20 protein-coding genes are annotated in these 24,717 nt (G+C 44.5%); 5 read left to right on the top strand and 15 right to left on the bottom strand.

Annotation, left to right across the window (positions count from 1 at the left end):
• Window positions 1–2,725 (top strand): T9SS type A sorting domain-containing protein (locus tag BT112_RS19060; RefSeq protein ID WP_139276309.1); only part of this gene is annotated, 2,725 nt, incomplete at its 5' end.
• 92 nt (window positions 2,726–2,817) lie between these two features.
• Here BT112_RS19060 and BT112_RS19055 read toward each other — a convergent pair.
• From BT112_RS19055 to BT112_RS19045, 3 genes are all read right to left on the bottom strand, one after another.
• Window positions 2,818–3,198, bottom strand: a complete 381-nt coding sequence (locus BT112_RS19055) for a VOC family protein (protein ID WP_072319064.1) — start codon at window positions 3,196–3,198, stop codon at window positions 2,818–2,820.
• A gap of 226 nt (window positions 3,199–3,424) precedes the next feature.
• Window positions 3,425–4,204 (bottom strand): zinc ribbon domain-containing protein, encoded by a 780-nt coding sequence (locus BT112_RS19050; RefSeq protein ID WP_072319056.1) that lies wholly within the window; start codon window positions 4,202–4,204, stop codon window positions 3,425–3,427.
• A 3-nt stretch (window positions 4,205–4,207) separates the two neighbouring features.
• Window positions 4,208–5,323, bottom strand: coding sequence for a Nif3-like dinuclear metal center hexameric protein (locus tag BT112_RS19045; RefSeq protein WP_072319055.1), 1,116 nt, complete (start codon window positions 5,321–5,323; stop codon window positions 4,208–4,210).
• Between the two features lie 186 nt (window positions 5,324–5,509).
• On the opposite strand from BT112_RS19045, the gene lpxK reads away from it, so the two are divergent.
• Entirely contained in the window at window positions 5,510–6,523 is a 1,014-nt protein-coding gene (lpxK, locus tag BT112_RS19035; protein ID WP_072319063.1) for a tetraacyldisaccharide 4'-kinase, read from the top strand.
• A gap of 12 nt (window positions 6,524–6,535) precedes the next feature.
• Here lpxK and BT112_RS19030 read toward each other — a convergent pair whose 3' ends face one another.
• From BT112_RS19030 to BT112_RS18980, 11 genes are all read right to left on the bottom strand, one after another.
• Window positions 6,536–8,764 carry a hybrid sensor histidine kinase/response regulator gene (locus BT112_RS19030; protein ID WP_072319053.1) on the bottom strand — a complete coding sequence of 743 codons (2,229 nt, stop codon included), beginning with the start codon at window positions 8,762–8,764 and terminating at the stop codon, window positions 6,536–6,538.
• A 120-nt stretch (window positions 8,765–8,884) separates the two neighbouring features.
• Window positions 8,885–9,916 carry a type I glyceraldehyde-3-phosphate dehydrogenase gene (gene gap, locus BT112_RS19025; RefSeq protein ID WP_072319052.1) on the bottom strand — a complete coding sequence of 344 codons (1,032 nt, stop codon included), beginning with the start codon at window positions 9,914–9,916 and terminating at the stop codon, window positions 8,885–8,887.
• Between the two features lie 57 nt (window positions 9,917–9,973).
• Window positions 9,974–10,849, bottom strand: coding sequence for a lipoyl synthase (lipA, locus tag BT112_RS19020; RefSeq protein ID WP_072319051.1), 876 nt, complete (start codon window positions 10,847–10,849; stop codon window positions 9,974–9,976).
• A 98-nt stretch (window positions 10,850–10,947) separates the two neighbouring features.
• The gene (locus BT112_RS19015) at window positions 10,948–12,165 is read right to left on the bottom strand and encodes an Nramp family divalent metal transporter (RefSeq protein WP_072319050.1); all 1,218 of its coding nucleotides are present in this window, start codon (window positions 12,163–12,165) and stop codon (window positions 10,948–10,950) included.
• Complete coding sequence (locus BT112_RS19010; RefSeq protein ID WP_072319049.1) at window positions 12,158–12,727, bottom strand: RNA polymerase sigma factor; 570 nt, start codon at window positions 12,725–12,727, stop codon at window positions 12,158–12,160. Before BT112_RS19010 ends, BT112_RS19015 begins: the two co-directional genes overlap by 8 nt.
• Complete coding sequence (locus BT112_RS19005) at window positions 12,718–13,818, bottom strand: glycosyltransferase (RefSeq protein WP_072319048.1); 1,101 nt, start codon at window positions 13,816–13,818, stop codon at window positions 12,718–12,720. The genes BT112_RS19010 and BT112_RS19005 overlap by 10 nt, the downstream gene beginning before the upstream one ends.
• Window positions 13,819–13,836: 18 nt before the next feature.
• Entirely contained in the window at window positions 13,837–14,043 is a 207-nt protein-coding gene (locus BT112_RS19000) for a membrane or secreted protein (RefSeq protein ID WP_072319062.1), read from the bottom strand.
• A 139-nt stretch (window positions 14,044–14,182) separates the two neighbouring features.
• Window positions 14,183–14,944 (bottom strand): anti-sigma factor domain-containing protein, encoded by a 762-nt coding sequence (locus BT112_RS18995; RefSeq protein WP_072319047.1) that lies wholly within the window; start codon window positions 14,942–14,944, stop codon window positions 14,183–14,185.
• Window positions 14,945–15,028: 84 nt separating this feature from the next.
• The gene (locus BT112_RS18990; protein WP_072319046.1) at window positions 15,029–15,565 is read right to left on the bottom strand and encodes an RNA polymerase sigma factor; all 537 of its coding nucleotides are present in this window, start codon (window positions 15,563–15,565) and stop codon (window positions 15,029–15,031) included.
• Between the two features lie 156 nt (window positions 15,566–15,721).
• Window positions 15,722–16,789 (bottom strand): UDP-N-acetylmuramate dehydrogenase, encoded by a 1,068-nt coding sequence (murB, locus tag BT112_RS18985; protein WP_317039615.1) that lies wholly within the window; start codon window positions 16,787–16,789, stop codon window positions 15,722–15,724.
• Between the two features lie 12 nt (window positions 16,790–16,801).
• The gene (locus BT112_RS18980; RefSeq protein WP_072319045.1) at window positions 16,802–17,998 is read right to left on the bottom strand and encodes a pyridoxal phosphate-dependent aminotransferase; all 1,197 of its coding nucleotides are present in this window, start codon (window positions 17,996–17,998) and stop codon (window positions 16,802–16,804) included.
• Window positions 17,999–18,266: 268 nt separating this feature from the next.
• On the opposite strand from BT112_RS18980, the gene BT112_RS18975 reads away from it, so the two are divergent.
• Complete coding sequence (locus BT112_RS18975; protein WP_245777071.1) at window positions 18,267–19,577, top strand: aspartyl protease family protein; 1,311 nt, start codon at window positions 18,267–18,269, stop codon at window positions 19,575–19,577.
• Window positions 19,578–19,691: 114 nt separating this feature from the next.
• Here BT112_RS18975 and BT112_RS18970 read toward each other — a convergent pair whose 3' ends face one another.
• Window positions 19,692–20,078 (bottom strand): DUF1573 domain-containing protein, encoded by a 387-nt coding sequence (locus BT112_RS18970; RefSeq protein ID WP_072319060.1) that lies wholly within the window; start codon window positions 20,076–20,078, stop codon window positions 19,692–19,694.
• Window positions 20,079–20,304: 226 nt separating this feature from the next.
• Here BT112_RS18970 and BT112_RS18965 point away from each other — a divergent pair, with 226 nt between their 5' ends.
• Window positions 20,305–22,944, top strand: coding sequence for a valine--tRNA ligase (locus BT112_RS18965; protein ID WP_072319043.1), 2,640 nt, complete (start codon window positions 20,305–20,307; stop codon window positions 22,942–22,944).
• Window positions 22,945–23,222: 278 nt separating this feature from the next.
• Entirely contained in the window at window positions 23,223–24,503 is a 1,281-nt protein-coding gene (locus tag BT112_RS18960) for an OmpA family protein (protein WP_245777070.1), read from the top strand.
• Window positions 24,504–24,717: the final 214 nt, after the last annotated feature.

The raw sequence follows: 24,717 nt of genomic DNA, 5'->3' as shown, positions 1-24,717 counted from the left end.
TGAAGATGTCCCCAATGTATCCATCGTCTTTCCGGGAAATACATTACAAAACGGTGCCGATGCGGTAGCATTGTATTTGGGGACTTCTGCAGATTTTCCGACCGGAACCCCGGTAACGACGGATAATCTTCTCGATGCTGTCGTCTACGATACCAACGACGCAGATGATGAAGGTTTGCTGGCTTTGCTGAACCCGGGCGAACCTCAGGTAAATGAGGCCGGGGAGGGTGATAAGGACAATCACTCCCTGCAACGTATGCCCAACGGATCGGGTGGCGCGCGAAATACGTCTACCTACGTACCTGCATTGCCTACACCGGGTGCGGCGAATGGCGGAATTACGGAGCCTACCGAACTCATATCTGTTGCCGAAGCCAGAAACGCCGCAGAAGGGACTGTTGTAACTATTACGGGAGTTCTCACCGTATCCGATCAGTTCGCAGGCTCGGCTTATATCCAGGATGGTACCGGCGGAATAGCTGTTTTTGATGCGGCTGTACATGGAAACGGAACATTTCAGATCGGAGATTCCATAACACTGACCGGTACGAGAAGTGCTTTCAACAATCAGGTACAAATAAGCCCTGTTACAGAAGTGACCGGTTTCGGGGCTGCCAATAATCCTATACAACCCGTAACGATAACCCTGGCGGAACTGGGAGATCATCCCGGGGAACTGGTCCGAATTGCCGGAGTCACTTTTCCCGTGCCCGGCGATATGCTTTTCGGGAATTCCAATTATGTGGTTTCCGATCAAACAGGGTCCGGGGAGCTGCGTATAGACAATGATGTGGCGAGTATAGTAGGACTGGCGCAGCCCGAGAGTTGCGAAGCACTCACAGGAGTGATCGGAAAGTTTCAGGAGGTCTATCAATTACTGCCCAGAATGCGTACGGACATAGCCTGTGCCGAAACCTATATTCCCGAAGGAGGTGATCTCGGAATCCCGAAAGAAGAAACTCTTGATGTTGTCGCTTGGAATATCGAATGGTTCGGGGACGAATCGAATGCACCACCAGCCGGAAATCCCAACTCAGACCAGATACAGAAGGACAGTGTAAAAGCGATACTCCGCACATTGGATGCCGATGTTATCGCTGTAGAAGAAATATCCGATGATGCTTTGTTTGCCTTGATGGTGAGTGAAATGGAAGGATATGATTATGTCCTGTCCGACTATACTTCCTATCCCAATGATACCGAAGTGAAGCAAAAAGTAGGTTTTATTTACAAAACTGCCGTGGTCACTCCGGTAGAGACCAAACCGTTGCTGGCTACGATCCACCCTTATTACAACGGTGGTGACAGCAGTGCATTAACCGGGTATCCCGATGATCCTACACGTTTTTTTGCCAGCGGCAGACTGCCATATCTCATGAAAGCAGATGTAACGGTCGGAGGCGTGACGCAGCAGGTCAATTTTGTGGCACTGCACGCCAGGGCAAACAGCAGCAGTGGTTCTCAATCGAGATACGATATGCGTAAATACGATGTAGAGGTACTCAAAGACAGCCTGGATGTGATGTATGCCGATGCCAGCCTGATTGTACTTGGAGATTTCAATGATGATGTAGACGAGACGGTGGCCGACAATGTAAATACAACAGTGTCTACGTACCAGGCCTATGTAGATGATACGGCTAATTATCGTGTCGTCTCTTCCGTGTTGAGTGACCGTAATTTCCGATCGTATGTCTTCCGGGAAAATATGATAGACCATATCATGATCTCCGATGAACTCGAAGATAGTTTCGTGGAAGGTTCAGCAAGGGTCGGATACGAGTTTTACAGTAGCAATTATACCAATACTACTTCAGACCATTTCCCCGTATATGCACGTTTTCGTATGCAAACTGCTATGGAGCTTGTAAGTACGGCAGCTACCGATGCCAGCTGTAACGGCGCAAACGACGGTGCGGCTACTGTCGAAGTCACAGGAGGTGTGCTGCCCTATACCTATACCTGGAGTAATGGCGCCGATACGGCATATGCGGAAGGACTTGCAGCGGGGTATTACACCGTGGTTATTACAGATGCCTCCGGGACGGAATTATCGACGGAAATAGCAATAAAAGAGCCGGAGGCCCTGGTCATTACCATCGAAGGAGATGATAAAGTCTATCCCGGTTACGCACCGGAAGAATCTGCCGTGTTAGCTGCCATGGTTACCGGCGGATCGGGCGTATATACCTATTTGTGGAGTACCGGAGATACAGAAAGTACAATTAGTGTCAGCCCGCAGGAGACTACCGTTTACACCCTGACCGTAACAGACGATTCCGGATGTTCCGCAGAGCAGGACATCGTAGTCGAAGCAGAGGATATACGTTGTGGTAACGATCGTTTTTTCCGTAAGATACAAATATGCTACAGGGGGAAAACGCTTTGTCTGCCTGAGATTGCAGCCGAACAGTTACTTCGGATTGGTGCTACGCTGGGATCTTGCGGAACCGCGGGAGCTCCGGAAATATCCGAAGTCTTTATATTTCCAAATCCCGTATTGCGTACTACTTGTGTTGTTTTCCGAAGCAACAGGGATACTTCGGTAGGGATTCAGCTTTTTGACCAAAGAGGAAACCAGGTATTTGCGGACACCAAAACGGTAAATGCAGGTAAAAACAGTATAGAACTTAATCTTTCCGGATATCGCCGGGGAATTTATATCTGTAAAGTTATTTCTCTTGAAGGCGGCACTACAGTGACCCGAAAATTATTAAAACTGTAGGGAACATACCCTTTTGGATTTAAAAATCCCCGGTTGTTGCTATGCGGATCACCGGGGATTTTTTATTCGTATAACTTTTTTCAGTAAAATTCTTAATCCTCCGGGGCGTGGTAGGTAACGATATCGATACCTATTCCATTGGGGTCCCGTATGGCAAAGTGCCGGTCGCCCCAGAGTTCGTCCCGTATTGGGATAACTATAGGGATATGGCTGTCTTTGATCCTGGCGTACACGTTATCTACATGATCGACTTCTATGGTCAGATATACGCCCTGTCCGTTGAAGGCTGTCCGGAAAAGTGGTTGTTGGGATGGGTGTTCCGGTTGAAGAAAGCTGATTTCCGATGTTTTATCGGGAGTGTGCAGAAGCAGGTAAAACTCATTTTCAAAAGAGACACCGAAACCGAGAACTTCCGTATAAAACTTTTTGGTTTCCGCAAGCTTGTCGGTGATAATTCCTGCGTTTAATTTCATGTGAAAAGGTGTAGCCATGGCGGATTGATTTTGTGCGTTAATGTGAAATGTGAATAGAATAAGCCCGAAATAAAGGTGCAATGTTTTCATGTTGATTACTGTTCGTTTGTAATCACAAATTTGGGTATAACGGGTAGATAAGGATTGTATAAAACGGACAAAAACAGTATAAAAATAAAGGCCGGAAAATCTTCCGGCCTTTACATACTCATATTAGATGCTCTTTTTACAGCGATTGGAACAGTTCTTCCATTTTGGCTTTTTCTTCATCAGCCAGGTTAGGGTCTACCAGAATACGCCCACTGTGCTCATCCGTAATGATCTTTTTGCGTGCTGCGATTTCCATTTGTACCTGTGGCGGAATAGTGAAGAATGAACCTCCTGAAGCTCCTCTTTCGATAGCAACTACGGCAAGACCGTTTTTTACATTCTCCCGGATACGCTTATAGGCTTTTACCAGTCTGTCATCGATGAGTTCCTGGTACTCTTTGGATTTTTCTTTAAGAGTGTTCTCCTCTTTTTCTGTTTCGGCAAGGATAGCATCGAGCTCTCCTTTTTTGTGCTTGAGGTGGCTTTCGCGTTCTTTGAGACGTTCTTTGGTCTCGGTGATCACCTCTTTTTTCTGTTCGATCTGTACTTTGAATTCCCGGATGTGTTTTTCGGAAAGTTGAATTTCAAGCTCCTGAAATTCGATTTCCTTGGTCAGGGAATTAAATTCACGATTGTTTCGAACATTTTTTTGTTGCTCCGTGTATTTTTTGATAAGCCCTTTGGACTCTTCGATAGCGTTTTTCTTGTTGGCAATCTCCTGGGTGAGGTTTTCCTGCTCTACTCCCAGCTTCTCTAACCGTGTTTTCAGTCCTTCGACTTCGTCTTCCAGGTCTTCTACTTCGAGAGGTAGTTCTCCTCTCACGTTGGCTATTTCATCAATTCTGGAGTCAATTAACTGCAGATCATACAAGGCTCTTAATTTCTCTTCTACAGTAGCTTCGGTTTTTTTTGCCATAGGTTATAAATACTTGATCGAATTTGTATTGCACTCAGATAAAACCACCTTACCTCCGGGTAAGGCAGGTGCAAAATTATGAATTTTTTTTGTAAGATGCTCAAACAAAAGATTTTTTGTATATTGTTCGCTCTCATAGTGCCCAATATCAGCAATAATCATTTGTTTTTCGGCTTTATAAAACTCGTGATATTTAACGTCTCCCGTAATAAAAACGTCTGCTCCGGCATTTTTGGCATTTGAAATGGCAAAAGCACCACTGCCGCCGAGTACCGCAACTTTTTTGATTTTTTTATGGAGCAGACCGGAATGTCGTATACAGGAAAGCTGCATTTTTGTTTTGATGTGCAGCAAAAATTTCCGGTCTTCCATGGGTTCGGATAATTCACCGATCATACCGATACCGATGTGTTGGTTGTAATTTTCAAGTGTGGTGATCTCGTAGGCAACTTCTTCATAAGGGTGGCTGCTAAGCAGGGCGTTCATGATTTTCCTTTCCAGATGTTTCGGGAAGGTAACACCTATCTGCGTTTCGGGTTCATAGCGGGTGGTGCCCCGCTCACCTATAACCGGGTTACTGTTTTCATTGCCGCAGAAAGTTCCGGTACCTTCGAGGTTAAAGCTGCAATTGTCATAATTGCCGATACTTCCGGCACCTGCCCGGAACAAGGCATCGCGTACCGTATCGGCCCGATCCTTTGGGACAAAAGTCAGTAGTTTTTTTACTGTTTCCCGTTGCGGAACGAGGATACTGCGATTACTTAATTCCAAAACATCACATAATGTGGCATTTACCCCGTTGAAAGCATTGTCCAGTGCGGTATGAATGGCAAAAATAGCAATGTCGTAACGGATGGCTTTTATCACTGTACGTTCTACATAGGAGTTGCCATTGAACTTTTTAAGCCCCGAAAATATAATAGGGTGAAAGCTGATGATGAGGTTACAATCTTTTTGGATGGCCTCATCAACCACTTCCTCAAGGGTGTCATGAGTAACGAGAATACCTTTAACCTTGGTGTTTTTATGGCCTGTCAGTAGTCCGGTATTGTCAAAATCTTCGGCATAGGCCATGGGTGCGAGCTCCTCCAGGCAATCGATGACGTCTTTTATACGCATGCAGTTCCTTTTTTATAAGTTAAAACCATTGTATTTAGCTGTGGAGAATTCAGGTTTAAAGATACATGGAAAAATCGGGAATGAGAGGGATGTAAAAAAAATAACCGTAATTTGTGTTATAAAATGCCATACCGTCAAAAAAACAGGTCTGGCATCCATTGATAAGACACTTTGTTCATAGAGAATATGCAGAAACTCCGAAAAATACTCTGGCCTTTTTCCCTGCTTTACGGTGGTGTTGTGAAAATCAGGAATATTTTCTTTGACCGGGGGATATTCCGGTCTTTTTCTTTTGATACACCTGTTATTTGTGTGGGTAATCTCAGTGTTGGCGGAACAGGAAAAACACCTATGGTAGAATACCTTCTCAGGCTTTTACAGCCCGGTTATAAGGTAGCGACGCTGAGCAGGGGATATAAGAGAAAATCAAAAGGGTTCGTACTGGCAGGTCCGGAATCTGGAGTGGAATCCCTGGGGGATGAGCCCTGCCAGTATCATGCAAAATTCCCGGGAGTAATGGTTGCGGTAGACGCAGACCGGGTACATGGTATCCATAATCTTTTACAAGCTGAGGTTGCCCCTGACGTTATTATACTCGATGATGCCTTTCAGCACCGTAAGGTCCAAGCCGGCTTGAATATTGTGCTTACGGCCTATGACAAACTTTATGTACACGATATGTTCCTTCCTGCAGGTGACCTGCGGGATGATACATTACAGGCACGCCGGGCCCATATCATTATCGTAACAAAATGCCCTGAAGACCTGGGGGAGGAAGAAAAAGAGCAAATAGTGAGATCGCTGGCTCCCGGAGGAGAACAGCAGATTTTTTTTACTGCGATAGCATACGGTAATTCGATAAACTCCCGGGAGGAGACCCTGCCATTGAACTCCTGGAAAGAAGCGCACTTTACACTGGTCACCGGGATTGCAAATCCGGCTCCTCTTGTCGAATTTCTGCGAACCAGAGGAATGGATTTCGAACATCTCAACTTTCCCGATCATCACAATTTCAGTGAAGACGAGCTGTACAAGTTGCGCCAAAAAAGCAGGATACTGACTACAGAAAAGGATTTTATGCGACTTCAGGATAAAGTGGACCATATTTTTTTTCTGGGAATACGTACCGCTTTTTTATTCGGAGACGGAGAGAAATTCAATGCCGTTGTCAGTGCGTATGTTTCCGGGGGAGATAAATAAAAGCTATACCGGTCAGCTGTTCTGACGTTTAAAACGGTCGAGACAATTCCTGATCTTTTTATAGAATACCTGGGGCTTAAAAGGTTTGGTGATGATGTCGTTGCATCCTGCATTGTAGAGCGCATCCATGTTTTCTTCCAGTGATATGGCCGTAAGCGCGACGATCGGTACTTTTTTGTTGAATTTTCTGATCTCTTCCGTGGCTACGATACCACTTATCCCCGGCATATGGATATCCATAAGAATAAGGTCGTAGGTATTGTTTTTGGCCATTTCTATGGCTTCGTAACCGTCGTTGGCCACTTCGGAGGTGATATTTTTCTTGGCGAGCATTTTTTTGGTAACGACCTGGTTGATTTTGTTGTCTTCTACCAGGAGAACGTGAATATTTTCGAACACGATCTCTTCCTCGGTCAGTTCTTCCTCCACAGCAGGGACAGCCTCCCCGGAAATTTCGATTTCGCCCGTAGTGGTTAGGGAAAGATCAAAGGTGAATGTGCTTCCTTTTCCGGGACTACTTTCTACCTTAATATCGCTACCCATAAGGTTCAGCAGGTTTTTTACGATGGTAAGACCCAGTCCGGTTCCACCGTATTTGCGGTTTATTTGGGTAGATCCCTGGGCAAAACTATCAAAAATAAGCGGTAGCGTTTCCGACTCAATTCCCATTCCGTTGTCCTGTACCTCAAAACGGATGGTAATGTTGTCCGTAGTCTTTTTAAGGATATTCCCGCGCACCATGACCTCACCGCTTTCGGTAAATTTAAGGGCGTTCCCGATAAGGTTAATAAAAACCTGGGATAATTTCAGGGAGTCTCCTATGAGTTTTGCGGGGATGTTCCTGTCGAGATTAAGCGAAATAGTGTTATTGTTTTCTTTGGCAGAATGTTCCAGGGACCGGACTACTTTGACCAGCATTTGCTCCATATTAAAAGGAACTCTTTTCACTTTGAGCTGGTTGGCTTCCGATTTGTTGACCTGGAGGATATCGTTGATAAAGTTAAGAAGGTATTCTCCGGAAAATTTAAGAGAATTCAGATATTCTTTCTGGCTCTCTTTAGGATTTTCTTCCAGAAGCAGGTGGGTGAGTCCCGTAACCGCATAGAGCGGAGTTCTCAGTTCGTGGCTCACCGTAGACAAAAATCGGGCTTTGACCTGTAATGCTTTCTCTGCTTCTTCTTTTGCCGTTTGCAACTCCTTGTTTTTCTTGACGAGAAGGTTGTTGGTTTTTAGCTTTATTTTATTGTTTCGGTACAGTGACATGGTAAGGATGAAGATCACGATAACGAGGATGGAGCTGAAGATGGAAATCATCTTGGCAATATTAACCTGCCGGGCCAGTTTACCCGCATCGGTTCTGTATTGTTTGATGACCCTGTCCTTAAAATTGGAAGTATTCTGATAAGCTACATCGCTTCGTTGCTCTATGGCATACGCATTAAAATACTTTTCTTTGAACTGCCGGGCCTGCGTCATATAGGTTTCCGCCTCTGCCTTTTTACCCAGGGCGAGTAAAATATCTGTCCAAAGTAAATTTTTACGTAACTCCAGCTTCGGAAAGTCAGCATCCTGTAGCATGACGGTAGCTTTTTCCATATAGGATACGGCACGATCTGATGCTTTCAGTTTCTGGCAGGCAGAGGCCAGGTCGAGTAATATACCGGCATTGATATATTTTTGTTCATAGTTGTCCTGTAGGGGATAGACCTCCTGTAACAGGGCAATGGCCTGTTTGTATTTCTTCTGCTCCAGGAAAATTTGGGCTTCATAATAATACACACGGTTTCTTTCGGTCTGGTTCTCGGAAACCACCAGGGCTTTGGCTTCCTCAATCAGCCTGGCCGCCTTGGAATAATTTTCGTTCCGTGCCGCCTTTAGTGCTTTAAGGGAGAGGAACCTGGCTTCTTTGATGATATCCGGGTTGGGACGTAAATTGGATTCGCTCAGAAATTCATAGACCTGAAGGTCTTCGCTACGATCAAAATCGAGGTAGAGCTGAATGAAAAGCGTATAGCAATCAAACAGGTAAGGCGAACGTTTTCTCTTAAGGGTGTCGGATATTTTTACTGCGTGCTGAAGTTGTTCCACGGCATGCACGAGGTCAAATCTGTTTTTATAAACATACACCTCACGGATGGTACTTTCTACGGAATCTTCAACAGTATGATTATACTGACCGATAACCAGGCCCGGAAGGAAGAATACAAAGAAAGAGAATAAAATATGAGAGTGTCCCTTCATGCTTTAATGATTCACATAAATATAACAGGGTTCCCGCTAAAAACAAAAATTAAACATGTAAAAGATATTCCGTAATTATTGCTGAAATTGACGATCCGGAATATTTTTTGTAGTACATTGTTAATGGACACCGTGTGCTTGTTTTTTTGTTTTTTTCTTATGCAGGTACAGCATGAGATCTACGATACGGTTACTATATCCGTATTCGTTGTCATACCAGCCTATGATCTTCACCATCTTACCGATCACCGATGTCATTTGCGAATCAAAGACGCACGAATACGGGTTATTGATAACATCTACCGATACAATTGGATCTTCGGTGTACGACAGTATGTCTTTCAGATCGCCTTCGGCCGCTTCCCGGAAAGCATTGTTGATCGTATCGATGGAAGTTTCTTTACCTACATTAAAGGTAATGTCGGTAAGCGAGCCATCCGGTACGGGGACACGGATTCCGCATCCGCCGATCACATCGCTGAGTTCCGGAAATATTCCGGTAAGGGCTTTGGCTGCTCCGGTAGTGGTAGGTACTATGGATTGTGCAGCTGCCCTGGCTCTTCTCAGATCTCTGTGGGGTTGATCGTGAAGGCTTTGGTCCGAGGTATAGGAGTGAACTGTGGTGATGTATGCCTGTTCGATACCGCAGAGATCGTGTATAACCTTTATCATCGGAGCGGCATTGTTCGTTGTGCAGGAGGCATTGGAGACGATATCTTCCGTGCCGTCCAGAATATGTCCGTTAACACCCAGCACTACCATTTTTATCTGGTCATCCTCTGGGGGTACGGAAAGTATAACGCTTCCGGCACCACCTTTCAGGTGATGCTCCAGTTGCGCTTTCTTTTTGTATTTTCCGGTGGCTTCCAGGATCATATCGGGGGCATACGGCGTCCAGTCGATCTCTTGGATATCACGGACATTCAGTAAAGGGAAATGTCTTTGATTGACGATGATCGATCCGGAATCGAAACTCACTTTGTCCGGGAGTACGCCGTGTATACTGTCATATTTGAGTAAGTGGCTCAGTGTCTCACTGTCGGCGAGATCATTGATTGCCACGACTTCGATTCCCGGATGATCGAGAAGCAGACGGAACACCGTTCTGCCGATACGCCCGAAACCATTTATGGCAATTTTTATCTTGTTCATACCCTGGGAGGGGGTTAAATTCTTAAATTATACCTGTTCGGAATTCGCAAAGGGGAATTATTGAATGTGCTTGTGTGCCTTATAAGAAGACCTGACGAGCGCACCACTTTCCACATGACGGAATCCCATTTCCAGTCCTGCCTTCTGCAGCCTTTCGAACTGTTCCGGAAGGATAAACTGTTTTACAGGAAGATGTTTTTTTGAGGGTTGCAGGTACTGTCCTATAGTAACGATGTCTACCTGCGCATCCCTGAGGTCTCTCATGGTTTCCAGTACTTCATCTTCGGTTTCACCAAGTCCGAGCATGATCCCCGATTTGGTTCTTCGCACACCCTGGTCTTTCAGGTATTTCAATACGGCAAGGCTTCGATCGTACTTAGCCTGTATACGCACTTCCCTGGTCAGTCTCCTCACGGTTTCCATATTATGGGATACCACTTCGGGTGAAACTTCTACGATCCTGTCTATGTTTCTTTCGACACCCTGGAAATCAGGAATCAATGTTTCCATAGTGGTTTCCGGGTTCATGCGTCGTACCGCTTTTACGGTTTCTGCCCAGATAATAGATCCCATATCCTTAAGATCGTCACGGTCTACCGAGGTGAGCACGGCATGTTTGATGTTCATTAATTTTATAGAGCGGGCAACCTTCTCCGGTTCTTCCCAGTCTATGGTTTCGGGTCTGCCCGTTTTTACGCCGCAAAATCCGCACGACCTGGTGCATACATTCCCGAGGATCATAAAGGTAGCAGTACCTTCTCCCCAGCATTCCCCCATATTAGGGCAACTCCCCGATGTGCATATAGTATGGAGCTTGTATTTATCTACCAGCCCTCTAAGTTCTGTATATTTCTTACCGGTAGGCAACTTTACACGAAGCCATTTCGGTTTGCCTTTCGGTGGTGCCGCATTCGCAACAGTTTCTACACTCATAGCTCTGTATTTGTGCTACAAAGATACAAAAGAAGTATGAAGTAGCAGGTATGATGATCGCGAAGTACGACTGCCTTTTTTACTATCGGTTCATGGATCTAAAAAAGCGTGATAACATACCAGATGGTAAATCCGGTGAGAAATATGATCCCCAGCCAGCTTATAATTTTCAGAGATATACCGGGCTTGTCTTTTTCCGGGGTATGTGACGAACAGATCAGGCGGAAATTGATAATGGCATAGAAAGGTGCGGTAACAAAGGATAGTATCGTCGCGATATCTATGAGCGTTTTCATTTCGGAGAGGAAAAACAGAAGAATGGCAATGGTACCTGTAGCAAGTATTATCATCCACCACATATAAGAATTCCTGTGGTACTTTCCCATAAGGAGCCTGGTGGTGTACGACATGGCTCTCGGAGAAGCATCGAGCGTGGTAAGTGTAGTGCTGAACATGGTAGTGAAAGCAGCTATGGCTATGATAATGTATGCGACTTCCCCGAGATTTCCGGTGTATAAGGCAATGAGTTGTTCGGAGAATGTTGTGGCATTATTACTAAAGACCTCGCCCGAACCGAACATGATCAAAGCGCCGAGTGCCATAAACAATATTCCGAGTACTATGGTGCTGCTGTATCCGATATTAAAGTCGGTAATGGAATTTTTAAGACTGTAGCCGGGGATATTCTTTCTCTTTTCCATGGTCCAGAGAGAATGCCATATCGAGATGTCGAGAGGTGCCGGCATCCATCCCATGAAAGCGATGAGGAAAGCCATACCGGCATCACTTTTCGGAAAGACTTGCTTGAGCGAATGCGGAGCTGTGGTTTCTGGTATGGCCAGCATAACGGTAATCAGGGTACTTATGGTAAGTGTAAGCACAATGACCTTCATCAGCTTGTCGAGCAGTTTATACCGCCCCAAAAGCAGAATAAACATACATGTTACTGTAATTATAGCGCTCCAGGTGACGGTGTCGGTAGTAATTCCGAACAGGGTAGAGGCCAGACCTGCCGTAACAATAGTCAGCGCAGTCTGTATGGTAAACATCGTGGCAAACGTAAGTATGAAATAGGTGATAAGGACAGGATTTCCCAGTTTCCGGTATCCGTCCAGAAGACATTCTCCTGTGGCCAGGGTGTATCTCGGGCCATATTGGAAAAAAGGATATTTAAAAAGATGAACAAGCAGAAGTGCCCAGATCAGACCAAAATCAAAATCCGCTCCGGCACGGGTAGATTGTACGAGGTGAGAGACTCCTACGGCAGCTCCGGCAAATAACAGTCCGGGACCAAGCCTTTTTAATGCATTATACATTCTTACTTCTGTGAATGATTTCCGCAAGTAGCTTTCTTGCTCTCAGGAGTTTTACTTTAACATTGTTGAGCGGTTCGTTCAGCTCTGATGCTATTTCCTGATAGCTGAGTTCTCTGAAATATCTGAGATTGATAACATCCTGATAATGAGGTTTCAGCTTTTTGATAAAGCGTTTGAGTTGAGCCAGGTTTTGCTCGTAGATCAGGTTGTCTTCTGCCGAAGGTGCGTCGTCCGGAACCTCGTAAACCTTATCCTCGTCTTGTGAAGTCGCCTGAAACAGGCTCGACTTCCGTTTTCTGACCAGATCGAGATGTATGTTTTTGGAGATGGTAGTCAGCCAGGTTTTGAAGGAGTAATTGTTATCGAAAGTATCAATTTTGTCAAATGCCCTGGAGAACGTCTGAATAGTGATGTCCTCGGCGTCGTTTTCATTTTTGGTCCGGATCAGCTGAAAACCGTAAATGTCATTCCAGTAATGGTCTAAAAGGAAATTGAAAGCCTTCTGGTCGCCTTCACGGGCCTTTTCTATGTTTTTTCGGACAATTTCTGAGGTTATTTCCAACGTGTGCTTTTTCTAAAACCAGTTATAAAGATATAAAATTGTACACTAATAAGTACGAATTCGTATATCGGAAGAAGCCACATCAGGCCTTTTTCGTCGAATCTTTTGGCGAGCCTGGCCATAACCGCATACTGTATGCCCCATTTTATAAGTATCAGGGTAAGCAGTGTTACGGGATTCATACCCAGAAATACAAGCGGGATGGGTAGCAGCCAGAATAAAAACTGGGCCATGTAATACGTGTTAAGCAGAATGCGATGCCGTATTTTAAAATTGCGGAAGAGGTAAAACCCTTCTCTTTTTTGTATTACCCATTGACGGAAAGACGGTGTGGTTACGGATTCCGTACGGGCAGCCCTGGCAACACAAATCGCCGTATTTTTTGCTGTGGCAACTTCGTTGATAAAGAGTTCGTCTTCGCCGTTTTTCATGTTCATATGACTGATAAAGCCATTGACCTGGTAAAAAGCATTTTTGTGATAGGCCAGGTTTTTTCCCGAGCCGGTATAGGGCATTCCTGATTTGGCGAAAGAGAGGTATTTTATGGCGTGGAACCAGTTGTCAAAACGAATCAAAGCATTGGCAAAGACATTTTTCTTCCTCTTTACCTTGCTGTATCCGAGTACCATGCTTTTTTCTCCGCAAAAATGCTGGCTCATTTCCTGTAGCCACATGCCGGATAGAGGGATGTAATTGTCTTCGGTAAAAACAAAAATAGGATGCCTGGCGGCTTTGATACCCAGTGTGAGGGCGTATTTCTTTTTGCCCCAGAAGGCTTCGTTATTTATGACGTTGACAATTTTTACATGATCATGTCTTTCGGAAAAATACTCCATGACCTCCATCGTATGATCGGAAGATGCATCGTTGATCAGGATGACTTCGAAGTCGGGATGATCCTGAGCCAGAATAGCCGGGAGGGTTTGCCGTAATATAGCGGCATTGTTTTTGGATCGTATAATAACGGAAACCGGGGCCGGTTTTCCTTGTCTTAAAGAATTGTCGGTAAAAGCAAGCTTTCCGAAAATCGTATAATAAATGACGAGGATACCTGTGCTTCCCGCAAACAGGGAGAGTAGAGTTATCAGCATAGGCGGTATCCTGCCGGTTTAGTTTTGATGCGCTTTAGGGTCTTTGCATTCTTGTTCGTCGGGCATCTTCCCACAGAAACTACAGGCTTCTCCTGATTTATTCAAAAAAGGGCTCTGGCTGGCACAGGTTCCTGCGAACTTGCCATCTTTTTTAGCCCATATTTTAATGGCGATTCCTGCGAACGCCAAGGCTAACAATCCTATGGTAAGCAAAATCAATTTCATTGTAGCAATCTTTGTTAATTCTAATGCAAAGTTACAAAAGAAAATATGGAATAGCGAATTATCCCTGCCGAATGATGCGCAATATGGCCATGTTTTTACCTTTGGGGATCGGATCATAGCTGTTTCCGGGAAACCTTCGCTATCTCAGGTAGATACTGGCCACTACATTATCTTCCGTGGCTATGATATTTCCACCCTTGGGTTCTATGGTGATGTTGTAGCTTTTGGCCCCTTCCTTAAAGGGGATGGAAAGTAGCTTGTTTTGTGCGTTTTCCAGAACACCGAGACTTACCATCTTACCGTCTATTTCTGCCCACATCTGGAATACCTGTTCTCCCGGAAGCTCGGGCAGGGAAACGATATTGATCATGGATAGCTTTTCCACCGGGTCTATGTAAGCAACGGTTTTAAGGTTTTTGGCCCTCCGGTTTCCTTTCAGTATATATTTTTCCGTTTTCGGATTGTTGAGAAGCAGAAATTGATTTTTAACATCATCCAGTTTGGAGTTGGTGTTTAAAATATCACTTTTAAGCGAAGCGATTTCTTCATTCACAAGACCGTTTTTATACAGGAGTTGTCTGTTCTGGTACAGCAGTACGACGGTAGAAGTGCAAAAAACAATGGCGATGACAGCGGCAGCATTGAGATACCAGGATTTTCCTTGTTTTTTTTCTTTCCGGATGGTCCTCATGAGATTCTTCTTCACCTGTGAGGGGGCTGGTTTGGAAAACGACCGGGTGTAGTTTTCGAGGTCTTCCTGCATTTCTTTATACTTTTGCCTGATCTCAGGGTATCGGCAAATACTTTCTTCTATAATACGATTTTCTCCGGCGGAAGTACATCCTATAAGGTACCTCTCCAGCATATCGCTCTCCAGTATGGATTTAATGTCATTATTCATTTTTACGGTCTTTTGTGACTATCTGCATATTATCTCCGTGCTCTGGCAGGTACCGACCCTGCCCGACAGGTCTCAAGGCAAAAATTAAATATTCGTACTAAAAATTTTTCGAAGTTCCCGCAGGCCTATTTTCAATCGTGACTTTACAGTGCCCAGGGGGACTTCCAGTACCTCGCTGGCCTCCTGTTGCGTCATGCCTTTAAAAAACAGGGCATCCAGAACAATCTGGTATTTTTTATCGAGAGATGCCAGATGTTTTTCAACATCCAGGTGTTCCGGTTTTATGGCATCTACTCCTACATTATATACGTTAGAAACATCGAGTTGGATTTCCTGTTCTGATTTTATATTCGAATTTCGGACTTTATCTATGGCGGTATTACGGATGATACGGTACATCCATGTAAATAATCTGGCTTTTTCCGCATCGTAGGTATGTGCTTTTTTCCATATCTTCAGAAGTCCTTCCTGGAGTGCATCCTTGGCGAGTTCTTCGTCTCTGGTGATTTTTAAAGCAATACCATACAGTGCATCCCCGTAATAGTCATAGAGCAGGGTCATGCCTTTCTCATCTTTCTCGATGAGCATATTCATGATGTTGATTTCGAGTAGCGAAGACATATCTCCTGTGGTTTAATAATAGCTGTGTTGACAGTAGTGGGGGTACCGGCAACAGTGTTATCCAAAGTTATTAAATAATGTATTTCGTCACCGAAACGGTAAGCTGTTTTTTTAGGAGAGGTAAAAGGCCGCCGCAAATCGTATATGCCGGATATATTACAATACATTGACCTCTGGTTCGAGAAGAATGCCGAACTCCTCCTTTACGCCATCCATTATTTTCTGGGCCAGTTTCCAGATGTCCCGGCCGGATGCCTTACCATAATTGACCAGCACAAGGGCTTGTCTGGAGTGTACTCCTGTATCTCCATACCTGCTGCCCTTGAAGCCGCATTGCTCGATCAGCCATCCTGCAGGTACCTTCGTGAGATGGTCTGGGAGGCTGTAGCCCGGTATTTCCGGGTGTGCCGACTTTATTTGTTCATAGAGCGAGGTGGGGATAACCGGATTTTTGAAAAAACTTCCGGAATTTCCGATCTCAGCCGGGTCCGGAAGTTTGCTCTGCCGTATGGCTATGACGGCGTCGGAAACATCCTGTATCGTCGGAGTGGTGATTCCGCGTTCTTCAAGTGTGGTACGGATGGCCCCGTAGGAGGTATGAAGGTTATGGTTATTTCGGGAGAGCCGGAACGTAACGCTTGTAATAATAAATTTACCTTTTGCATCTCTTTTGAAAATGGAATCTCGGTATCCGAAATGACATTCTTCATTGGTAAAGCTCACGGTTTTTCCGGAGCTCACCTCCAGGGCTTCGCACGATACAAAAACATCTTTGAGCTCTACACCGTAAGCGCCGATATTCTGGATCGGCGAAGTGCCTACATTTCCGGGGATCAGGGAAAGATTTTCCAGTCCGCCATAATCATTGCGGAGCGTCCATAATACGAAATCATGCCAGTTTTCTCCTGCACCTGCTCTTACCCATACCGCGGATTTGTCTTCCCGGACGACAGAAATCCCTTTGATACGCATCAGGATAACGAGGGTGTCCAAATCTTGCGTCAGCAGAATGTTACTCCCTCCGCCGAGAATAAGCCGCTCCGGATAGTCCGGGTTTTCGAGGATGGCCCCAAGCTCTCCGGTGTCCGAGATGGACGTAAAATACCTGGCGCGGACATCAATGCCGAATGTATTGTATTTCCTGAGCGATATATCGTGCTGAATATTCACTTGTATGATGGTTTTGTAGGAATAGTGGAAACAGGTGACCCTTTTGCGGATCACCTGTGTGTGTTATTATTTTCTTCCCGGGTAAACTTTCAGGGCTTCCCGGAGGATATTTACAGCTTTACGGAGATCTTCCTTTTTCAGTACATAAGCAATGCGTACCTGGTCGGTACCCATGCCCGGAGTGGAATAAAACCCGGCCGCAGGTGCTACCATCACTGTTTCGTTATTCAGCTCGTAATCTTCCAGCAGCCAACGTGCAAAATCGTCGGCATCTTTTACCGGAAGTTCGGCAATGCAATAGAATGCCCCTTTGGGCTTGGCCACACGTACACCGTCTATGTTTTCGAGCTCCCCGATGAGGAGATCTCTCCGTGATACATATTCTTTTATAACATCATCAAAATAGCTTTGTGGTGTTTCCAGGGCGGCTTCACTTGCTATCTGTGCATACGTCGGTGAAGAAAGCCGGGCCTGGGCAAATTTCAGAGCCGTAGCGATCACTTCCTTGTTGCGGGATACGAGACAGCCTATGCGTGCTCCGCACATGCTGTACCTTTTAGAGACCGAGTCGATCATGATTGCATTGTCGGCGATACTCGCTTCGCGCATTATAGAGTAATGCTTGGCATCATCATAGGCGAATTCCCTGTACACTTCGTCCGAAATCAGGAAGAGATTGTGTTTTTTTACGATGTCTGCCAGTTTTCGGATCTCTTCCCTGGAGTACAGGTATCCTGTGGGATTCCCGGGGTTACAGATCAGGATGGCTTTTGTTTTCGGGGTAATGAGTTTTTCAAATTCTTCGATGGGCGGAAGTGCAAAATTATGTTCGATAGATGAAACCACCGGAACTACCTTTACACCCGATGCCGTAGCAAAACCGTTATAATTGGCGTAAAAAGGCTCGGGTATGATCACTTCATCACCGTAATCGGCAACGGTGCCCATAGCAAACAGAAGTGCTTCGGAACCTCCTGTAGAAATAATAATGTCTTTTGCCGTAATCGTTATATCCTTACTCTTGTAATACGCAGCAAGCTTTTCACGGTATTGATCGGAACCTTCGCTTCTGGCGTATTCCAGGATCTCTATGGTGTTGTTCTTAACAGCATCAAGGGCTATTTTGGGTGTTTTTATATCGGGCTGGCCGATATTGAGATGATATACTTTACGCCCCTGTTTTTTTGCAGTTTCTGCATAGGGCACCAATTTGCGTATGGGTGACTCGGGCATAAGTCTCCCTTTATCGGAGATTACTGGCATAATTCTTAGTGTTAGTTTATACGTTGTTATTCGAGTCCGGGTCTAATCTGTTGCCCGGCATGTTATTACATTTCCGGCCTTCCGGCAGATCCCGGTATTCGGATGTGCAAATTTGCAAAATAATTTTCAGCTGCTTCAGGAGAATCTCAATATTATTGTTCTTTGAGGGGTATTGGTTTTAGAGGAGTTATTAAAAGATGAAACTTATCTGTATATTAGTATTATGCAATTATTTGTGTTAAATATTGATAAAAAGTTAATTTTACCGGTGCTGCTGGTCTTTTTTTCTTTCTTTTATCTCTCTGCGCAATCCGGATTCCGGTTGATATCGGATAAAGACTATCATACTGTTAAGTTCAGACTCATCAGTAATCTTATTGTGCTTCCGGTGGAGATCAACGGTGTGGAATTGTCGTTTATACTCGATACCGGAGTAAACCGGCCCATTCTGTTTGATCTGACCTCGGCGGATTCTCTCAAACTGGAAAACACGGAAACTATTTATATAAGAGGGCTGGGAGAAGGAGAAGCGATAAAAGCCTATAGGACGAGGGGTAATGTGATGAAGGTAAGGGGCGGTGTGGTCAATGAAAATGAAGACCTTTATCTTATTCTGGACCAGTATATCAACTTTGCACCAAGGCTGGGCATTCCTATCCATGGCATTATAGGGTTTGAATTGTTTCGTGATTTCGTGGTTGAAATCAACTATTCGAGAAAACGTATCAGGTTTTACAGACCCGGTACTTATAAACATAAAAAGTGCAGACGGTGTGAAACATTGCCTTTGGATATCATTCATAATAAACCTTACCTCAAAGCTGATGTTGATTTAAACGGTCGGAAAGGGGTGGAGGTAAAACTCCTTATAGATTCCGGTAGCAGTGATGCCTTATGGATCTTTGAAAAAGAAAATGAAGGGTTGATAACTCCGAAGAAGCATTTTGAGGATTTCCTTGGTAGAGGGCTTAGTGGCAGTATTTATGGTGATCGGGCCCGGGTAGAAAAACTTAAAATAGGAAAATTCGAACTTCCCGAAACGAAAGTCGCTTTTCCGGATTCGATTTCCATACAGCATCTTCAAAACCTGAATGAACGCGATGGAAGTCTGGGAGCCGAAGTGCTTAGGCGGTTCAATGTGACTTTCGATTATCACGGGAAAAAAATTACACTTCGCAAAAACAGGTACTTCAAAGAGGCTTTTAAGTATAACATGAGTGGTATAGAGCTACAGCACAACGGGATACGGGTTGTTAAGGAACTGGAATCGGGTATCCGGCGGGGACAATCCGGGAATTCGGGAAATGAAGGGGTGAGTATACGTCTCGACCGGCTCCTGAAATACACGCTTCATCCTGCTTTTGAAATCGCGGAAATCAGGCAGGGGAGTCCTGCGTTTCTGGCCGGTCTCCGTACAGGAGATGTTATATTGTCTGTAAATGGTAAATCCACATATCGCTATTCCCTTCCGGAAGTCACGGAAATGCTCAATGTTAAAGAAGGAAAAAAAATAAGGCTGGAAGTAGATCGAAAGGACAAAGTGCTGAAATTTTCTTTTGAACTGAAAAAGATGCTTTAATCGTATTGTGGGGCGAGTGCGATATAACTCCGGTAAGGAGTGTCTGTAGTATGGTCAGATAAAAAAAGAGTCCCCGTTTGAGGACTCCTGATGTGTTATTGTTCGGGGAAATACCTATTTACTGTTTCCTCCGAGTACTTTTCCTTTGATCTTAAGGGCTACCGTCGGTGTTTCCGCATTGGAAGATACGGTAACGGTTTTACGGATAGGTCCTACACGTTTAGTGTCGTATTTTACCTCAATAGTGCCTTTTTCTCCCGGCTTAACAGGGTCTGAGGTCCATTTGGGTACGGTACAGCCACAGGAACTGGATACGTTAGAAATAACCAATGGAGCATTCCCTGTATTGGTAAATTCGAAAACACGCTGGCCATCACTTCCCTGGGCGATTTCACCGTAGTCTATGGTATCTTCCTTAAAATCGATCTTCGCTACTTTTTCTTGTGCGTGTACAGCGAGGGCAAAAGTGCTGACGAACAGAAACATTGCTAACTTTTTCATAAGTTTTAAATTTGTGGTTACTTCCTCGGAAATAACCTGTTTTTTGTAACTTTTAAGTTTATAACAAGATGCTAAAAGTAAACACTTTTTATTCTTCTGCAAAATTATCCCGCATTTACTTAAAGGCTCCTTATCCTGTACACCCTATTTTCTTTGATTAACGGGCTTTTATAATCTTACAGATATAGTTACTTTTGCCAGATAAAGTCAAAAATCGTTCCAAAAAATGAATATTCCATCAAAATACGATGCTGCCGAAGTAGAAGGGAAATGGTATAAGTACTGGTTGGAGAACGGGTATTTCCATTCGAAGCCGGACGAAAGAAAGCCTTATACTATAGTTATTCCTCCTCCGAATGTAACAGGCGTGCTGCACATGGGGCATATGCTCAATAATACGATACAGGATGTACTGATCAGAAGGGCGCGTCTTCAGGGGTTCAATGCCTGCTGGGTTCCGGGAACGGACCACGCCTCCATTGCAACGGAAGCCAAGGTAGTGGGACGTCTTAAAGAAAGAGGACTGAAAAAATCCGATCTGACCCGGGACGAATTTCTGGATCAGGCGTGGGACTGGACCAGGGAACACGGCGGAATTATTCTGGAGCAATTAAAAAAGCTCGGAGCTTCGTGCGATTGGGACAGGACCAAATTTACTATGGATGACGATATGTCGGCATCCGTGATCAGGGTGTTTGTCGATCTCTTTAACAAAGGACTTATTTACCGGGGGTATCGTATGGTTAACTGGGACCCGGAAGCTAAAACCACCTTGTCCGATGAAGAAGTTATTCATGAAGAACGACAAGGATTACTGTATTACCTGGCATATCCCGTCGAAGGTTCCGATGAAAAAGTGGTTATCGCTACGACGAGGCCGGAAACCATACTGGGGGACACTGCTATTTGTATTAATCCGGCAGATGAGCGTTACACACACCTCAAAGGGAAAAAAGTGATAGTCCCCGTTTCCGGAAGGGTTATTCCTATAATAGAAGATGAGTATGTAGATATGGAATTCGGTACCGGATGTCTTAAAGTAACACCGGCACACGATGTAAATGATAAAAATCTCGGGGATAAACACGGTTTGGAGGTTATCGATATATTTAATGAAGATGCCTCTTTAAATCACCATGGACTCCACTATGAAGGAAAAGATCGTTTTGCCGTTCGAAAGGAAATAGCCAGAGAACTTGAAGAAAAAGGCTTCCTGGTAAAAACCGAAACCCATGTCAATAAGGTGGGAACATCGGAGAGAACGAAAGCTGTGATCGAACCTAGGCTGTCCGATCAATGGTTTCTTAAGATGGAAACCCTTGCCAGGCCTGCGATCGAAGCGGTTCTCAAAGATGAAGAGATTAAACTCTTTCCGAAAAAGTTCGAGAATACCTATCGTCACTGGATGGAAAACATCCGCGATTGGAATATTTCCAGGCAATTGTGGTGGGGACAACAGGTTCCGGCGTATTATTACGGGGAAGGGAAGGAAGATTTTGTCGTGGCGGAAAACCAAGAGCAGGCACTGGAGCTGGCCAGGAAAAAGACGGGAAATACTTCGCTTGATGTTTCCGGTTTAAGGCAGGATCCGGATGTTCTTGATACCTGGTTTTCGTCCTGGCTTTGGCCGATAAGTGTTTTCGGAGGAATCTTGGATCCGGAAAACGAGGAGATAAAATATTACTATCCTACAAATGACCTGGTAACAGGACCGGATATCCTGTTTTTCTGGGTAGCGAGAATGATCATGTCGGGATATGAATATCGTAATGAAAAGCCCTTTACCAATGTTTACCTGACCGGTCTTGTGCGTGACAGCCAGCGAAGAAAGATGTCCAAATCTCTGGGGAATTCCCCGGATGCCCTTAAACTAATCTCCGATTATGGAGCCGATGGAGTAAGAGTAGGGCTGTTATTGAGTTCGGCGGCAGGGAATGATTTGTTGTTTGATGAAGGGCTGTGCCAGCAGGGGAAAGGATTTGCGAATAAAATATGGAATGCTTTCCGTCTGGTCAGCGGATGGGAGGTTTCTGAGACCGAACCAGCTCCGAAGGTCGCTGAGGTAGCCGTGAGATGGTACCGCTCGAAACTGGGGCAGACGCTTCACGAAATAGAAGACCACTTTGCCAAGTATCGTATCTCCGATGCCTTGATGGCTACATATAAATTGATATGGGATGACTTTTGTTCCTGGTTTCTGGAAATGGTCAAACCGGCTTACGGGCATCCGATAAGTAAAACGACCTTTGAGCAGGTTATAGCACTGTTTGAGGAGAACCTGAAAATCCTGCATCCGTTTATGCCTTTTCTTACCGAGGATATTTGGCAGCATATAGAAAAGAGGGATAGCGATAAGGCGCTGGTTGTGTCCGACTGGCCCTCGATTCCCGAGGTGGACCACGGACTTCTGGAAGGCTTCGCTATGGTAACCGAAGTAATATCCGGAATACGGACGATAAGAAAAGATAAAAACATTGCTTTTAAGGAGGTGCTGGAGTTGCACGCCACGCACAACGGTTCTGCTTTTAATGGTAACCTGGACGAAGTGGTGAAGAAGCTGGGGAATATTACAGCGTTACACTATAATATAGAGAAAGTAGAAGGGAGTGTTTCGTTCCGTGTAGGTGCCGATGAGTATTTTGTGCCCGTAGCAGGATCTGTAGATGTGGAAAGCGAAATGGAAAAACTGAAAGAAGAACTTTCGTACGCCGAAGGATTTCTCAAATCGGTAAGGGGAAAGTTGTCTAATGAGCGTTTTGTGAATAATGCACCGGAGAAGGTGGTTGCCATAGAAAAACAGAAGGAGGCCGATACCCTTGCGAAAATATTGACTATAAAGGAAAGCTTGTCGAATTTAGGGAAATAACAGGAAAAATCTTTCTTGTTGTGTGAAGTCTGTATTGTATTATGCGAATTTACACTTTTAAAATAATGTTAAGTCTAATGTTTTGAAATACAGCAAATTGTTTTGATTTTTTTCTGAAGTCCCTATATGTTTTGGGGGCAGGATGACAAAAAAAGATGAAAAAAGTTATTAGATTTTGAGAAAACTGTAGTACATTCGCGTTAACATTTGTATATTTAGGAAACAGTATTAAAGAAAATTTTTTTACTAAACACTTGATTATGATTATGAAAAAATTAATGTTTACATCGCTTTGTGTGGGATTATTTGCTACTGGGATGACTGCGCAGGAGATGAATACTTCCGAAGCATCGGGGACTACAGATGTCATGGCTCAGGACAATTTTAATAAATGGTCTATTGAGGTTAACGGTGGAGTTAACAAGCCCATGAGACCCATTTCCGGAGGATATTTTACGAATACACCGGATTTTCTTCACCTGGATTTGGGTGTAAGATACATGTTCAACGAGAAGTTCGGTTTGAAACTGGACGTTGGTTATGACAATTTCCAGAGTGATGAAAAGTCTATGGATTTTGAAAGTAACTACTATCGTGCAAGTTTGCAAGGGGTTGCTAACCTCGGTAGAATTATGAACTGGGAAACTTGGACCAGAACTTTCAACCTTTTGGGACATGCAGGTGCCGGTTATTCTCAGTTGCGTCCGGATCAGGGGCCTATCTCTGATGATCACGACCAAATGATGAACTGGATTGCCGGTTTAACAGGTCAGGTAAAACTGAGTGATCACGTAGCATTGACTGCTGACTTTACTACGATTGCACACAGCCGTCAGGATTATACTTTTGATGGTATGAGTAAAACTTCAACCCGTGGTTTTGACGGTATTATGTTCAACGCTTCCGTAGGTATTACTTTCTATCTTGGTAAAGCAAAAGAGCATGCTGACTGGTATCTCAGAGAAAACGATGCTATTGATAACCTTGCCATGCGTGTAAGTGATATCGAAGGTATGCTTCAGGATACAGACAGAGACGGTGTGCCGGATTATCTCGATCAGGAACCTAACACTCCAACAGGAGTATCTGTTGACCGATACGGAAAAGCTAATGACCTGAACGAAAACGGTATCCCGGATGATTTGGAAAGTGCGCTTGATATGCGTTATGCTTCTAAAGAAAGCCTGGAAGGTGTTCAGGGAGGAGATCCTGTTAAGAGGTTACTTAACGACGGATACGTAAACGTATACTTCGGATTCTCCAGCAGCAAGCCAGCAGTATATTCCTTCGATGCGATCAATTACCTGGTTAGGTATATGAACGAAAACCAATCTGCACAAGCCGAATTACTCGGATATGCTGATGAAATCGGAGGAGATGGACAATACAACAACTCCCTTTCTGAAAGAAGAGCTAAAGCAGTATATGATATACTCGTAGCTTCAGGAGTTAGCGAGTCCAGACTTTCTTATAAAGGAATGGGTGTTGATGATAGCGTGAACAAAAGTTCTGCTAACGCTCGTCAAATCGTAAGAAGGGTTACTTTCAAATTGAAGTAATCAGGTCCTTAAGACCTCGAGATAAATAAGAGCCGCCGGGATTTCCCGGCGGCTTTTTTATGTCGTAATTTTAAATGAAACTCCTGTAGGGTCTGTGAGAGGTTTTTGTGTATTTGAGCTATGTATATATAGGCCGATAGTTGTGATCATTGTTTTTGTGAGCAATACCTGATTGGGAGAAGCGTAAAAGGCAGTAGAGTAATTAAGGTGGGGG

The sequence above is a fragment of the Sinomicrobium oceani genome (genome assembly GCF_900119185.1).
GTDB lineage: Bacteria > Bacteroidota > Bacteroidia > Flavobacteriales > Flavobacteriaceae > Sinomicrobium > Sinomicrobium oceani.
The sequence above is the reverse complement of the archived record's forward strand: the minus strand, read 5'-3'. Positions and strand labels throughout refer to the sequence as shown.

Excerpts from the sequence above, each read along its gene's own strand:
- BT112_RS19030 (WP_072319053.1), bottom strand. The coding sequence starts at position 8,764 with ATGAAGGGACACTCTCATATTTTATTCTCTTTCTTTGTATTCTTCCTT.
- BT112_RS18970 (WP_072319060.1), bottom strand. The coding sequence starts at position 20,078 with ATGAAAAAGTTAGCAATGTTTCTGTTCGTCAGCACTTTTGCCCTCGCT.
- BT112_RS19015 (WP_072319050.1), bottom strand. The coding sequence starts at position 12,165 with ATGTATAATGCATTAAAAAGGCTTGGTCCCGGACTGTTATTTGCCGGA.
- BT112_RS18960 (WP_245777070.1), top strand. The coding sequence starts at position 23,223 with ATGTTTACATCGCTTTGTGTGGGATTATTTGCTACTGGGATGACTGCG.
- BT112_RS19055 (WP_072319064.1), bottom strand. The coding sequence starts at position 3,198 with ATGAAATTAAACGCAGGAATTATCACCGACAAGCTTGCGGAAACCAAA.
- BT112_RS18980 (WP_072319045.1), bottom strand. The coding sequence starts at position 17,998 with ATGCCAGTAATCTCCGATAAAGGGAGACTTATGCCCGAGTCACCCATA.
- BT112_RS18990 (WP_072319046.1), bottom strand. The coding sequence starts at position 15,565 with ATGTCTTCGCTACTCGAAATCAACATCATGAATATGCTCATCGAGAAA.
- BT112_RS19045 (WP_072319055.1), bottom strand. The coding sequence starts at position 5,323 with ATGCGTATAAAAGACGTCATCGATTGCCTGGAGGAGCTCGCACCCATG.
- gap (WP_072319052.1), bottom strand. The coding sequence starts at position 9,916 with ATGAACAAGATAAAAATTGCCATAAATGGTTTCGGGCGTATCGGCAGA.
- lpxK (WP_072319063.1), top strand. The coding sequence starts at position 5,510 with ATGCAGAAACTCCGAAAAATACTCTGGCCTTTTTCCCTGCTTTACGGT.
- BT112_RS19000 (WP_072319062.1), bottom strand. The coding sequence starts at position 14,043 with ATGAAATTGATTTTGCTTACCATAGGATTGTTAGCCTTGGCGTTCGCA.
- lipA (WP_072319051.1), bottom strand. The coding sequence starts at position 10,849 with ATGAGTGTAGAAACTGTTGCGAATGCGGCACCACCGAAAGGCAAACCG.
- BT112_RS19050 (WP_072319056.1), bottom strand. The coding sequence starts at position 4,204 with ATGGCAAAAAAAACCGAAGCTACTGTAGAAGAGAAATTAAGAGCCTTG.
- BT112_RS19005 (WP_072319048.1), bottom strand. The coding sequence starts at position 13,818 with ATGCTGATAACTCTACTCTCCCTGTTTGCGGGAAGCACAGGTATCCTC.
- BT112_RS18965 (WP_072319043.1), top strand. The coding sequence starts at position 20,305 with ATGAATATTCCATCAAAATACGATGCTGCCGAAGTAGAAGGGAAATGG.
- BT112_RS18995 (WP_072319047.1), bottom strand. The coding sequence starts at position 14,944 with ATGAATAATGACATTAAATCCATACTGGAGAGCGATATGCTGGAGAGG.